Source organism: Paenibacillus sp. FSL W7-1332 (genome assembly GCF_037969785.1).
GTDB lineage: Bacteria > Bacillota > Bacilli > Paenibacillales > Paenibacillaceae > Paenibacillus_AQ.
In genome coordinates this window covers 2,270,818-2,285,314 of record NZ_CP150209.1, presented here as the reverse complement: position 1 = coordinate 2,285,314, position 14,497 = coordinate 2,270,818, and the positions used below count along the sequence as shown (strand labels likewise).

Genomic DNA, 14,497 nt, shown 5'->3' with positions numbered 1-14,497 from the left:
CGGGGATTATCTTTGGCTTTGGAATATAAAAAAGCTGCCGCTCTGCGATAACTCACAAAGGCGACAGCCGGATTATCCTAGCTTGTATACGTTGTTTACACACCAAAGGAAGCAGGATTCGATCTCCAGGATTGAAGAAGCTCCACATCCTGTTCCTGAATCCGATTCTCGGATAGCGCAACTTCAATCAGCGCTCCGTAGTTGGACAAGCTCTGCAGCGGAATCCCAGCTTCGGCGAAGGCTTGCACTGCTTTATCCAGCTGGTAGCTGAAAATAGCCAATACCGCCAGCGGCTCCGCTCCTGCATCCTTGACCGCTTGCGCCGCTTTTAGCGAGCTGCCGCCCGTGGAGATCAGATCCTCGATCACAACCACCTTTTGACCGGGCTTGATCAAGCCTTCGATCAGGTTTTCCTTGCCATGCCCCTTTGCTTTGTCCCGAATATAAGACATTGGCAGATTCATCTTCTGGGATACAAAGGCCGCATGCGGAATCCCGGCTGTGGCCGTACCGGCAATGGCCTCGGCCTCCGGATATTGCTCCCGGATGACGGCTGCGAACGATTCAGCAATGTAGTCGCGAATCTCGGGAAAAGACATCGTCAAGCGATTATCACAGTAGATCGGGGACTTAATTCCCGACGTCCATGTAAACGGCTGATGGGGCCTAAGGGAAACGGCCTCAATCTTCAGCAAATAAGATGCGATCTGATGTGGAATATTCGCGAGTGTACTCATGCTTGAATCATCTCCTCAATAATCTGTTCTGCTGCTTGTCTCGGGTTCGGGGATTCCGTAATCGGGCGGCCGACAACCAGATAATGACTGCCCTTGCGGATGGCTTCCCCTGGTGTAAGAACCCGTGCCTGGTCTCCGATATCCGCACCGGCCGGACGAATACCAGGTATAACGGTCTTAAACGCTTGTCCGCATGCGGATGTTATGGCTTCCACTTCAAGCGATGAAGCGACGACGCCATGCAGCCCCGCTTGCTGAGCCAGCTTCGCATATCGTACGACCGCATCTTCTACCAAACCCGGGATACCGATTTCGTTATTCATGACATCCTGACTCGTACTAGTCAACTGGGTTACCGCAATGATGGTAGGCATGGCAAGACCCGGGGTGTCCGCCACTGCGGCCTCCGCCCCGGCTTTTGCCGCCTGCATCATGAGAGCCCCGCCGCCGGCATGGACATTAAACATGTCCACACCCAGCCGCGTTACGCTGTTCGCCCCGCCTTTTACCGTGTTCGGAATATCATGCATCTTCACATCCAAAAATACGGAATAACCTTTTGCTTTCAATTCCTTGACAAAATCCGGACCGGCTGCGTAGAACAGCTGCATGCCGACCTTCATATAACACGGAATGCCCTCCAGCTGCTGCACCAATGCCTTTGCGCGCTGGGCATCCGGGTAATCCAGGGCCACCATCAGGCGGCCCGCCATTTCATTGTAGCTGGCGCTCATCTATACCCCTCCTTCTCGATTAAACAACCGGCATTGCTTCAGAGGAGAAGTTGATAGTCTCCAGCATCGTCAGAAGCTCACGAACCGTATCGAGCGAGGTCATACATACCACACCGTTTTCAACCGCTTCACGGCGAATTCGGAATCCGTCACGCTGCGGCGTTTTACCTTTGGTCAATGTGTTAAAGACGAAGTTGGCTTCACCTGTGCGGATCATATCCAGAATGTTCGGCGTTCCCTCGGACAGCTTATGAATGGTGGTCACATCAAGGCCCGCTTCCTTCAATGCTGCTGCCGTGCCGCCTGTTGCGATGATTTTATAGCCAAGCTTATGGAAGCCTTTCAGCAGTGCTGCAGCTTCGGCTTTATCTTTATCTGCGATGGTAGCGATGATCGCTCCTGTTGAAGGAATTTTCATGCCTGCACCGATCAAACCTTTGTACAGCGCTTTGGCATACTTCACGTCTCGGCCCATAACCTCACCGGTAGACTTCATTTCCGGTCCAAGGGTAGGCTCAACGCGGCGAAGTTTAGCAAAGGAGAACACCGGTACTTTAACCGATACATGTTCGCTTTCCGGCCACATGCCTTCCTCGTATCCAAGCTCCTTCAGCTTGCCGCCCATGATCGCCTGTGTTGCCAGGTTGGCCATCGGGATGCCTGTAACCTTGCTCAGGAACGGAACCGTCCGGGAAGAACGCGGATTTACTTCGATTACGTACACTTCATTTTTATAGATAACGAACTGGATGTTAACAAGTCCGCGTGTATTCAGCTCTTTGGCAATCTTGATCGTAATTTCCGCAATCTTGTCCTTCAGATCCTGGGACAAGTACTGAGGAGGATATACCGCAATCGAGTCGCCGGAGTGAACGCCTGCGCGTTCTACATGCTCCATGATGCCTGGTATCAGCACCGTCTCGCCATCGCAGATCGCGTCTACTTCCACTTCTTTACCCATCATGTAACGGTCGATCAGAACCGGATGATCCGGGTTGATCTTAACCGCCTCTTTCATGTAACTCAGCAGCTCGCTGTCGGAGTATACAATCTCCATGGCGCGTCCACCGAGTACATAAGATGGTCTTACCAAAACAGGATATCCCAGCGATTGCGCGGTTTCTACAGCATCATCAACCGAAGTTACCGTTTTTCCTTTCGGTTGAGCAATCTCCAGTCTGGACAGAAGCGCTTCGAATTTTTTACGGTCCTCGGCTTCGTCAATGCTTTCCAAGCTGGTACCCAGAATCTTCACGCCCGCCTTGCTCAGCGGCTCAGCGAGGTTAATAGCTGTCTGCCCGCCAAACTGTACGATGACACCGATCGGTTTCTCCTGCTCAATGACGTTCATGACATCTTCGAGGAAAAGCGGCTCGAAGTAGAGTCGGTCCGACGTATTAAAGTCAGTGGAGACGGTCTCCGGGTTGTTGTTAATGATAACTGCTTCGTATCCCGCCTTCTGGATCGCCCATACAGCGTGCACCGTGGAGTAGTCGAACTCGATCCCCTGACCGATCCGGATCGGTCCGGAGCCCAGTACGATGACCTTCTCCTTGGCGGATTCGATCACTTCATTCTCGGTTTCGTACGTCGAGTAGTAGTACGGTGTCGTTGCTTCAAACTCCGCCGCGCAAGTATCGACCATTTTGTAAACCGGGCGCAATCCATGCTCGCGACGCAGGAATCCGATCGACTCCTCGGTTGTGTGCGTGCTGGCATTGCCTTCCGCGCGCAGCTCAGCTATAGCGCGATCCGTAAAACCGAGTCGCTTCGCTTCGTACAGCGTTTCGTATGTCAGTGCCGCTTCGCTGCGAATGTGATCTTCATACTTAATCAGGCGTTCGATTTTGTCCAGGAACCACCAGTCGATCTTCGTCAGGTCCTGAATCTGCTGAAGTCCATACCCCCGGCGGAATGCTTCCGCGATCAAGAACATCCGCTCATCGTCGGCTTTAATCAGACGCTGCTGGAGCACTTCATCACTCAGCTCGTTCGCGCCTTTCAAGTAGAGTCGGTGCACGCCGATCTCCAGAGAGCGAACCGCTTTATGGATCGACTCTTCGAAAGTACGGCCAATCGCCATCACCTCGCCGGTGGCCTTCATCTGAGTTCCCAGCTTCCGGTTAGCATGGATGAACTTGTCGAATGGCCAGCGTGGAATTTTGCTGACGATATAGTCCAGCGTAGGCTCAAAGCAAGCATAGGTCTGTCCCGTTACCGGGTTGACGATCTCGTCCAAGGTGTAACCCATCGCGATTTTTGCTGCCATCTTCGCGATCGGGTAACCCGTTGCCTTGGAAGCAAGGGCAGAAGAGCGGCTGACGCGAGGGTTTACCTCGATGACATAATATTGATAGCTGTTTGGATCCAGCGCGAATTGCACGTTACATCCGCCCTCGATGTTCAGGGCACGGATGATTTTCAGCGATGCCGATCTGAGCATTTGATACTCGCGATCGGACAGCGTTTGGCTTGGCGCCACGACGATGCTGTCGCCGGTATGAACGCCGACCGGATCAAAGTTCTCCATGTTACATACCACGATGCAGTTATCGTTTGCGTCGCGCATAACCTCATACTCGACTTCTTTCATTCCCGCGATGCTCTTCTCGATCAAACATTGTGTGATCGGGCTGTAGCGAAGTCCGGAGCTCACCGTTTCGCGCAGTTCCTCTTCGGTTGCGCAAATACCGCCGCCGGTGCCTCCGAGCGTGTATGCCGGACGCACGATCACCGGATAACCGATCTCATTCGCGAAATCAAGCGCTTCTTCCAGAGTCGTTACGATGGTGCTTTCCGGTACGGGCTGATCGAGTTCGCGCATCAGATCACGGAACAGATCGCGGTCTTCGGCTTTCTCGATGGACTCCAGCTGCGTTCCGAGCAGCTTCACATTCTCCTGCTCCAGAATACCGGCGCGTGCAAGCTCAACTGCCATGTTCAGGCCCGTTTGCCCTCCAAGCGTCGGGAGCAAACCGTCCGGACGCTCTTGACGGATGATCTGTGTAACAAAGTCGAGCGTAATCGGCTCGATATATACTTTATCCGCCATGTTTGTGTCGGTCATGATGGTCGCCGGGTTGCTGTTGATCAGCACAACCTCGATACCTTCTTCTTTTAATGCTTGGCAAGCCTGTGTTCCAGCGTAGTCGAATTCCGCTGCTTGCCCGATGACAATCGGACCGGAGCCGATGACGAGAATTTTTTTCAATGTATCATTTTTAGGCATATTAATGAGCTCCTTTCACGGCTGCGGCCAGAACCGCCTGGCGCGGTTTCCGGATTTCATTCTGTTTGTGGTCTCTTATCATCTCAAGGAATTGATCGAACAGATAGCTGCTGTCGTGCGGACCAGGTGCAGCTTCAGGATGATATTGCACGGAGAAGGCCGGGAATTTCGAGTGTTTCAAGCCTTCGATCGTTTTATCGTTATTGTTAATATGCGTAACTTCCAGATCCGTCCCTTTGATGGATTCTTCGTTTACGGTATATCCATGATTTTGGGAAGTGATGTAGCAGCGTCCGCTGGCAAGCTCTTTTACCGGATGGTTCCCGCCGCGGTGGCCGAATTTCAGCTTCTCGGTATCGGCGCCCGCAGCCAGCGCAAACAATTGGTGGCCAAGGCAGATGCCGAAGATCGGATATTCGCCAAGCAGTTCTTTAACCATGTCGACCGCGTACGGAACGTCTTTCGGGTCCCCAGGGCCGTTGGACAACTGAATGCCGTCCGGGTGAAGTCTGCGGATTTCATCAGCCGTCGTGTCATGCGGAACCACCATCACATCGCAGCCGCGGGAAGTCAGTTCGCGCAGAATTCCGCTTTTTGCACCGAAGTCAACCAGAACGATCCGCTCCTTGGAGCCCGGACTTGTAAACATTTGCGGCGTAGAGGTTTTTGCCACCTGGTTGCGGAGTTCAGCGATCGTCGTATCGCCGAGCATTTCCTTGAGCTCTTCCACCGGTTTGTTTGAAGTGGTCAGAATCCCTTTCATCGTACCGTAGTGACGAATAATTCGGGTCAGCATCCGCGTATCAATCTCGCTGATCCCTGGGATACCGTATTCCTTTAATAAACTGTCAACACTGTACTCTGCACGCCAGTTGCTAGGAACAGGCTCATGACGACGAACAACGAATCCGTGGACAAATGGTCGAATGGATTCAAAGTCATCCCGCGTGATGCCGTAGTTCCCGATCAAAGGGTACGTCATGGTCACGATCTGTCCACAGTAAGACGGGTCGCTCAGCACCTCTTGATATCCTGTAATCCCTGTATTGAAAACAACCTCTCCGGTCATTTCAGCATCCGCGCCGAAGGATTTTCCGCTGAACAGCGTTCCGTCCTCCAGTAACAATCTTGCCTGCATCCCGATCACTCCTGTCATCTATGTGTAATTTATTTTATTAGTCAATTGCCTAAGTGTTACTTAGAACCCGCTCTTTTCAGACCATTTCACTTCGCCATCCACCCAAGTCATCACGGGCCAGCCTTTCAGCTTCCAGCCAGTAAACGGCGTGTTGCGGCCTTTCGTTGCGAACTCTTCCGGGTTCACTTCTTTCTCGGCTTCGAGATCAATCATCGTCAGGTCCGCGGCTTTACCGGCTTCCAGCACGCCAGATTCAAGACCGAATACTCTTGCCGGATCGCTTGTCATCCGCTTCACCAGCAAGCTAAGATCCCATTTTCCTGTGACAACGAACTGGGTATACAGCAGCGGGAATGCTGTTTCGAATCCCACGATACCGAATGGTGCAAGCTCCATGCCTTTCGCTTTCTCTTCCGCGCTGTGCGGCGCATGATCCGTTACGATCATATCGAGCGTTCCATCCAGCAGACCTTCTATACAAGCCTCCACATCACGCGGGGTGCGCAGCGGCGGGTTCATCTTCCAGTTGGCATCCAGGCCGGGAATATCCTCGTCAGAGAGAACCAGATGGTGCGGACATACCTCGGCCGTTACCGAGATGCCAATCGCTTTTGCCTGGCGGATCAAGCGTACGGACTGCTCTGTGCTCACATGGCATACATGGTAATGTACGCCGGTGGCTTCTGTCAGCAGTATGTCCCGTCCGACATGGATTGCTTCCGACTCGTTGGGTATTCCTTTCAGGCCGTGCTTCTGAGCGAACTTGCCTTCAGTCACGCAAGCCCCTTTGACCAGCGAGTCATCCTCGCAATGTGCAATGACCGGCATGCCCAGCTCTTTTGCTTGGTTCATGGCATCTTTCATCATCTGTGCGTTCTGCACACCAACGCCGTCATCCGTAAACCCGATCGCACCTGCTGCCTTCAAGGCCTCAAAATCCGTCAGTTCTCGGCCCAGCTCGTTTTTCGTAATGGCAGCGTAAGGCAGCACCTTGACCAGCCCCGCTTCGCTAGCCTTATCCAGCACAAGCTTCACGGTTTCCGGCGAATCGGTCACCGGTCTTGTGTTCGGCATGCAGGCGATGGTTGTAAATCCGCCTTTCACTGCCGAGCGGCTGCCGCTCTCGATCGTTTCCTTGTGCTCATAACCCGGCTCTCTCAAGTGCACATGCATATCGATGAATCCCGGTGTGACCAGTTTGCCCTCGGCATCGATGATCTGAACGTTCTCGCCAAGTTCCGGCAAAGCTGCGAGATCACTCGTAACCGACTGAATCAATCCGTCTGCAATGACGATATGTTTATCTTCGAGCTGTCCTTGTTCATTGATCACTTTGGCATTCTTTATCACTTGCATTTGCATCTTGGTCCCCTCCGCAGTAGAAGCACCGTTCGCTTCTTTGTATATTGTATAATAAAAATTCATATTTGTGTATAAATATTAATATTCATTCATCCTGTACACCGTATTTCGCATTTCGAATCAGCCCATCGCCCGTTCCATAACCGCCATGCGAATCGGCACACCGTTTGCCATCTGCTTGAATATCATCGATTTGGGACTTTCCACGACCGCATCGTCGATTTCAACGTTCCGGTTCACCGGTGCCGGGTGCATAATCATCGTATGCCCGGGCAGCTTGGCCGCCCGTTCTTCCGTCAAACCATACTGCTGCCGGTATTCCGCGCTGGATTTGAATACACCTTCGTTATGGCGTTCCAGCTGAACCCTCAGCATCATCACCACATCTGCCTTCAGTGCCTTCTCCATCGAGACATAGGGTGCATACTGGGCTAGCTCTGGTGCCTGCATCGATTCAGGTGCGCAGAATTGCACATGAGCTCCGAACTTCTGCAGTGCCCACAGGTCTGATCGTGCAACCCGACTATGCTTGATGTCCCCGATAATGGATACCGTCAATCCTTTAAGCTCTCCGAAGCATTTCTTCATCGTGTACAGATCCAGCAGCGCCTGGGTAGGATGTTCGTTGTTGCCGTCCCCCGCATTGACCAGCGGGATCGAGATCCGCTTGGCCAGCTCCTGCAGTACTCCGGAGGGTTTCAGCCGGATGACGCCCGCATCGATCCCCATGGATTCCAGTGTCCTCACGGTATCGTAGATGGACTCGCCCTTCTCAACGCTGGAGGCTGCCGCTGCAAAGTTCATCACCTCGGCGCCGAGTCTTTTCTCAGCCATTTCAAACGAAAATCTCGTTCTGGTGCTGTTCTCGAAGAACATATTAACCGCAAATTTCGATTTAAGTACCGGCACCACTTTCTCGGACTGTGCTTCCCAATATGACGCCCGACTCAGGATCGATCCAATCTCTTCTCTGCTAATATCCTTCAAACCTAAGAGGCTACGTTCTTTCAATGAAATGGCTGTCGTCATGGTTATCGTTCCTCTCTTTGGCTAATGGTCACTTCATCCTTGCCGTCGATTTCGGTTAGTGCAACCGTAATTTCCTCATGTTTGGAGGTAGGAACGTTCTTGCCGATATAATCCGGCCGGATCGGCAGTTCGCGATGTCCGCGGTCTGCCAGAACCGCCAGCTGTATCATTCTAGGCCGTCCACAGTCCATCAGGGCATCCATCGCAGCCCGAATCGTCCGTCCGGTGTACAGCACGTCATCGAACAAAATAACCTTCTTGTCATGAATGTTCAGATGTTCCAGGCTGAGCTTCGCTCCTGCTCCCCGTTCTGCAGCGGCTTCTTTGCTGTCTCGGTCATCGCGGTAGGAAGTCACATCGATCTCTCCCCATGGAATCGGCGTGCCTTCAATCTCATTCATTCGCTCAGCGATTCTCTGAGCTAGGAACACGCCGCGTGTGCGAATGCCGACCAGGACGCAGTCCTCAATCCCCTTATTCTTTTCCAATATTTCATGGGCAATTCTCGTTAGGGCGCGGCGGATGGCCGTCTCGTCCATAATCACATGCTGTTCGTTGCTCATCCTTAAGTCCTCCTTCTAAACGTTTGATTAGCCCTTTGTAGTTCAGACGATCCGTGAGTTCATTACACACAAAAAAACTCCTTGCCCGGCTGGACAAGGAGTTGATCTCATAGAGATAGTGTGGAAAGCGCAGTTTCTATCCGCAGACAGAGCTATGCCTTCTGTTAATGAACCTCGGTTCACGTTACCTTGCCAGCCTCACGGGACTGATTTAAAGGTGCTATTCGATTGAATTCATTATGACAGACCCTACAGGAGATGTCAACAGTATTCAAGTCGTATGATGTCGCGTACCAAGCGGAGTTATAACATATCACTAAAATTCAAATTCAACATCGCTAAGTCTTCTGCGAATTTCGGAAATGACGCGTTTCTCTTCTTCCTCACCGTCAGCAATAAAGGTAACGGAGAAGCGCACGAAATGTCCCGCATCATCCCAAGGTACGGTGGAGATCAATTTCTCGCGTATCAGATACTGGGAGAAATCCTCGCCGGACTCAAAACGGCGCCCGCCTTTAACGCCTTTTGGAGCTTCAACGTAGAGGAAGAAGGAGCCCTTCGGCTTCTCGGCTGTAAAACCAAGCCCGTTCAACACGTCCACCAGCATATTGTGGCGGCGGGAATACTTCTCAGCGATCTTCTCCGTAATTTGCGGATTGTCCAGACCGTATGCGGCAGCCTTTTGAATGGCGATGAATTGTCCTGAATCGTTGTTGTCCTTCACATCGCCAAACGCTTTAACCACTAGCGGATTACCGGCGATGAAACCAATGCGCCATCCCGTCATGTTGTAAGATTTGGACAGAGAATGAAGCTCCACGCCAACATCCTTCGCGCCGGGGACGGAGAGAAAGCTGAGCGGCTTCAAGCCGTCGTAAGTCAGCGCCGCATAAGGAGCGTCATGGACAACTACAACACCATACTTGCGGGCCCACTCAACGACCTCGGTGAAAAACTCGACCGTTGCGCTGGCACCCGTCGGGTTGTTCGGATAGTTCAGGTAGAGCAGTTTGGCACGACGGGCAATGTCCTCAGGGATCGAGCTGAGATCCGGCAAAAATCCGTTCTCTTTTTTCAGTTCCACATTGTAAACTTCACCGCCCAAATACTTGGTATGCGTACCGAGTACAGGATATCCGGGAACCGTCATGATGGTGATGTCCCCAGGATTAATGAAGCAGGATGGCAGCATCGCCAATGCAGGCTTGGAACCGATGGAATGAAGAACCTCTGTAGCGGCATCAATGCCTTCTACGCCAAATACATTCTTCAAGTAGCGAACGGCTGCTTCCTTGAACTCGGGAATTCCGTTATCCGCATAGCCGCGATTTTCCCGCTTCCCTGCTTCTTCTGCCAGCTTCGCCACGATGCCTGCATCCGCCATCTCATCCGGCTCGCCAACCCCCATATCGATCAGCTCCGTGCCAGGATGCTCCTGCTTCGCCGCTGCCTTGGCTCTTTTGATCTTCTCGAATTTATAAATGGCTGTATCTTTGCCATAATTAGCACCACCGATCCGGATGGCAAAGTTCTGTTGAATGTACGTTTCCTGATATTTATCCATGCTCATGATTTGTATTCATCTCCTACTCTAGCTTTCATACTCATCCTAAATATGCAGGAAAATCATAACTGGAGCCATGCATTATATATCAAATGATTTGTACTTTTCCGGCTGGTCGGAGCTGGTAAATCATATGGTGTTCATATTCGAATTCGTACTTTAAGTCAGATCCAGCCATTCCGCAAGGAGCTCGTCACGACTCGCGGATAACAGCTCTCGGTCGTTCCAGCGCTGCTCGAGCAGCGACAGATCCGTATCCTCGTGTAAATCGCCGCCTTCACTCTCAAGCCAGACGTCAAGCTGCCGAATGCGGGTCTCAATACGTGCAATTTCCTCCTCCAACCATTTGGCCCTTTCGGCGGAAGAACGATCCGCATTTACGTTCTTGGCAAGCAGAGCAGGGCTATCCTTCGCTTGGGGCTGCGGCTCCGCCTTCTGTTTCGAGACACCCTCTCTCCCTGCTGATAAATCCTTTGCCTGTAGTTCAGCTTCAAGCCGTTCTTTCTTATCCCGGAAATCATCATAATTTCCATGATAGACCGTCAGCTTCCCTTGATTTAAATCCCACACTTTGCGAGACACTTGATTCACGAAATAACGGTCATGGGAAATGGCAAGAATGGTCCCCGTATAACACTGCAATGCATCCTCCAACGCTTCACGGGAGGCAATATCCAGATGGTTCGTGGGTTCATCCAGAAGCAGCAGGTTCGGCTTCTGATGGATGAGCAGCGCGAGTCTCAATCGTGTCCATTCCCCTCCGGACAGCTGCCCCACCGATCTGAATACGGACGCGCCATAGAACAGATACCTTGCCAATATCCCTCGGGCTTCTCCCTCTTCGACTCCAGCCTTCTCCCGGAAATATTGGAGCACCGTTGCCTTCGGATTGTCCGGTTCCTCCTGCTGAGCCAAGTAACCGACATCGACACGCGAACCCCGTTCAAGCGAACCGGAATCGGGTGTCAGCTCGCCCAACAGCACTTTAAAAAGCGTTGTTTTCCCGCTGCCGTTCGAGCCCATCAGCGCGATTTTCTCGCCGAATTCGATTAGACCGGATGCCCCCCTCAGCACCGCCTGATTCCCATAGGAAACCTCAACTTGTTCAAAGTATGCCACGCGGCGGCCGGAACGATCCTGAGGATTTAGGTCAAACTCAGCCTGTCTTCGTTCCAGCACGGGGCGCTTGACCCGCTCCATCCGCTCTAATGCCCGTCTCATGGAGGCCGCGCGCTTGAAAAACTTCTCATTGCCGCCAATCCGGCCGAATTCTTCAAGCTGCTTGATGGATTCCTTCATCTTCTTGATAACTTTCTGCTGCTCTTGATATTCGGCGAACTGCTGCAGCAATCGCTCTTCCTTATCTTTCATGAACGCAGTATAGCCGCCATGAGCAGTGAAAACCTCGCCATCTTCAATCTCTATCGTTTTGGACACCACCCGGTCCAGAAAATATCGGTCGTGAGAGATAATGACGCAAGTTCCCGAATATTCGCGCAAGAATTCCTCCAACCATTCCGTGCGTGCTAAATCCAGATGGTTGGTTGGTTCATCGAGCAGGAGCAAATCCGGCTGTACAATCAGCTGCGATGCCAGCACGACACGTGTCTGTTCTCCACCCGACAACGAACCAAAAGCCGATCCGTACTCACTCTTGGGTATTTGCAGCCCGGTAGCGATTTTATCGATGCTTGCTTCCAGCTCATAGCCGCCCTCTGTTTCAAACCGTTCCTGAAGCGCTGAGTATTTCCGCAGCACTCGATCGAGCAGCTCAGAATCTCCGGCGATGTCCGGGTCACTCATTTTTTCCTCAAGCTCCGTCATTTCCGCTCGGTAATCCTTCAAGTGACGCAACCCCTGTGCCAGTACATCCTGCACCGTCCAGGTATCCATATGGCTCGGGATTTGCTCCAAATATCCGATTTTCGCCCCCTTCTTGATGGCCAGCAGCCCTTCGTTGGGCTGATCCAGACCCGCTAGCAGGCGCATCAGCGTCGACTTTCCGCTGCCGTTCCTTCCGATAAGCGCGACCTTCTCGCCTTCCTGTATTTCAAACGAGATCTGGTCCAGCACCAGATGAGCACCGTGGTATTGCGTCAGTTTCTGTACATTGATCATATTCATTCTAGGTTTCCTCCTGTTTGCTGCAAACAATTCAACTCGTTCGCAAAGCGTATAAATTAAGGAGAAGACCGGACTGCAAACGCAAAAAGGGCCCACAGAGCAAGCTCCGCAGACCCTTAAGAATAGTAAGCCTTAAATAGGCTTAATCCGTGTAGGCAGGCAGGTGACTTCTCGCGATGGTACAAACCGTATCATTAAAATTGGACAGACCTCTCCCGTTGTAGAGAAATGCATGAACAATGCCAGCCATAGCTATAGGCAGCTGGCTAATACGGTTGTTAACCATCTCGATATTCATCCTGCTCACCTCCTTCATTAAAGTTATCGTCACTATAACATATCCATGGTTTGGATGGCAAGAGAAATAGCCCCACAAAGTGGAGCCTATGCTTCGATGCTTATTCCAAATGCTTTGCGGGGACCCCAAAACCTATAAATGCAAAAAGGGACCGCTAGCGGCCCCTTAAAATCGTCAACAGTTCTTCCATATCATCCGGCATCGGTGCCGAAAACTCCATGTACTCCCCCGTAGAGGGATGGACAAAACCCAAAATGGCGGCGTGAAGCGCCTGACCGTTTAATTTAATCCCCTTGCTCTTGCCGTATACAGGATCACCTACGAGAGGATGGCCGATATACTTCATATGCACGCGGATTTGATGCGTACGTCCCGTCTCCAGCTTCAGCTCGAGAAGACTGTAATCCCCGAACCGTTCCACTACGGTAAAATGAGTCACCGCATGTTTGCTGTTCCGGTCTGTGACGGTATACAGTTTACGATCCTGCGCGTCGCGGCCGATCGGAGCGTCAATAGTGCCTTGATCATGACTGATGTTGCCGTGCACCAAGGCCAAGTAACGGCGGTTCACGCTGTGATCCTTCAGCTGGGCGGCAAGAGAAGCATGAGCTTTATCATTCTTCGCTGCCATAATCAGACCGGTCGTATCCTTGTCAATCCGATGGACGATGCCGGGGCGAAGCTCCCCATTAATGCCCGATAAGTCGTTGCAGTGAAACATCAACGCATTCACAAGCGTCCCTGACGAATGTCCCGGAGCCGGATGGACCACCATCCCTCGAGGTTTATTCACAACAATGACATCCGCATCTTCATACGCGATCTCAAGCGGGATATCTTCCGGAATAATCTCTACTGCCGATGGCTCAGGAATTTTCAGCAGGATGCGGTCACCCTGACTCACCTTGTAATTGGACTTAACCGGACCTTCATTCACGAAAACATGTCCATCCGTAATCCATAACTGCACCTGGGAGCGCGAGACATCCTCACCGAGGCTCTCCGTTATGTATTTATCGATACGGGTTTTGGCAGATTCGGCATCCACCAACCATTCGAAAGCTTCCGATTCGTGCCCCGTTTCACCTGTCCATTCCGAACCTGTATCCATACCGTCTTGCAACATTATTCATTCCCTTCTGTGCCAGAAACTTCACTTGTTGTCTTTATCTTCTCGCGTCTTCCTTCCAGAAGCGTGTCCAATATGATCAATCCCACACCGATGACGATACAAGAATCGGCAATATTAAAAATCGGGAATGTGTAGCTGCCAAAATTAAATTGCAGGAAATCGACAACCTCCCCCGTCAACAAGCGATCGATGAAGTTTCCGAGTGCCCCGCCAAGCACGAGCGCAAGAGCGGTAGGCAGCAGCTTCCGTCCTTCCTTCGATACCTTCCGCAGATACCAGACAATTCCGCCCACAACGATTAGCGTCACAATAATGAAGAACCATAATTGATCCTGCAGTATGCCAAACGCGGCTCCCCGGTTTCGGCTGGACGTAATCAGGAAGAAGTCCCCAATCACAGGGATCTGTTCATACATCTCAAGGTTCGAAGCAATCAAGTACTTGGTTCCCTGATCGATAAGAAATAAAACAAATGCAATCAAATAATACACCACTTGTTTATGTCACTCCGTTCTTGTCTTCTCCAATCAGACGATCACCTCGCTGATCGGTCCGTAACTCGTCTTATTGTAGCACAGCGGCTCAGA

The 14,497-nt window shown here is 51.7% G+C and carries 12 protein-coding genes; all 12 read right to left on the bottom strand.

Annotation, left to right across the window (positions count from 1 at the left end; all coding sequences use genetic code 11):
- Nucleotides 1-95 precede the first annotated feature (95 nt).
- A complete protein-coding gene (gene pyrE / locus MKX98_RS09930) occupies nt 96-737 on the bottom strand; it encodes an orotate phosphoribosyltransferase (RefSeq protein ID WP_194541687.1) in 642 nt (213 codons plus the stop codon).
- Nucleotides 734-1,471, bottom strand: a complete 738-nt coding sequence (gene pyrF, locus MKX98_RS09925) for an orotidine-5'-phosphate decarboxylase (RefSeq protein WP_194541686.1) — start codon at nt 1,469-1,471, stop codon at nt 734-736. The genes pyrE and pyrF overlap by 4 nt, the downstream gene beginning before the upstream one ends.
- A 19-nt stretch (nt 1,472-1,490) precedes the next feature.
- Nucleotides 1,491-4,700: a carbamoyl-phosphate synthase large subunit gene (carB, locus tag MKX98_RS09920; protein WP_339222828.1), complete on the bottom strand. Its 3,210-nt coding sequence runs from the start codon at nt 4,698-4,700 to the stop codon at nt 1,491-1,493.
- Between the two features lies 1 nt (nt 4,701).
- Nucleotides 4,702-5,838 carry a glutamine-hydrolyzing carbamoyl-phosphate synthase small subunit gene (gene carA, locus MKX98_RS09915; protein WP_339222826.1) on the bottom strand — a complete coding sequence of 379 codons (1,137 nt, stop codon included), beginning with the start codon at nt 5,836-5,838 and terminating at the stop codon, nt 4,702-4,704.
- Nucleotides 5,839-5,898: 60 nt separating this feature from the next.
- Complete coding sequence (locus tag MKX98_RS09910; protein WP_339222825.1) at nt 5,899-7,200, bottom strand: dihydroorotase; 1,302 nt, start codon at nt 7,198-7,200, stop codon at nt 5,899-5,901.
- Nucleotides 7,201-7,320: 120 nt separating this feature from the next.
- Entirely contained in the window at nt 7,321-8,229 is a 909-nt protein-coding gene (locus MKX98_RS09905; RefSeq protein WP_339222823.1) for an aspartate carbamoyltransferase catalytic subunit, read from the bottom strand.
- Nucleotides 8,230-8,231: 2 nt separating this feature from the next.
- Nucleotides 8,232-8,792, bottom strand: coding sequence for a bifunctional pyr operon transcriptional regulator/uracil phosphoribosyltransferase PyrR (gene pyrR, locus MKX98_RS09900; RefSeq protein WP_113057195.1), 561 nt, complete (start codon nt 8,790-8,792; stop codon nt 8,232-8,234).
- Nucleotides 8,793-9,108: 316 nt separating this feature from the next.
- Nucleotides 9,109-10,362: an LL-diaminopimelate aminotransferase gene (locus tag MKX98_RS09895; protein ID WP_220686028.1), complete on the bottom strand. Its 1,254-nt coding sequence runs from the start codon at nt 10,360-10,362 to the stop codon at nt 9,109-9,111.
- Nucleotides 10,363-10,515: 153 nt separating this feature from the next.
- A complete protein-coding gene (locus tag MKX98_RS09890; RefSeq protein WP_339222821.1) occupies nt 10,516-12,480 on the bottom strand; it encodes an ABC-F family ATP-binding cassette domain-containing protein in 1,965 nt (654 codons plus the stop codon).
- A gap of 142 nt (nt 12,481-12,622) precedes the next feature.
- Entirely contained in the window at nt 12,623-12,778 is a 156-nt protein-coding gene (locus MKX98_RS09885) for a hypothetical protein (protein WP_201259437.1), read from the bottom strand.
- Between the two features lie 154 nt (nt 12,779-12,932).
- On the bottom strand, nt 12,933-13,889 hold the full coding sequence (locus tag MKX98_RS09880) for an RluA family pseudouridine synthase (protein WP_233355171.1): 957 nt from the start codon (nt 13,887-13,889) through the stop codon (nt 12,933-12,935).
- A gap of 14 nt (nt 13,890-13,903) precedes the next feature.
- Nucleotides 13,904-14,404 (bottom strand): signal peptidase II, encoded by a 501-nt coding sequence (lspA, locus tag MKX98_RS09875; RefSeq protein ID WP_194541678.1) that lies wholly within the window; start codon nt 14,402-14,404, stop codon nt 13,904-13,906.
- Between the last annotated feature and the right edge of the window lie 93 nt (nt 14,405-14,497).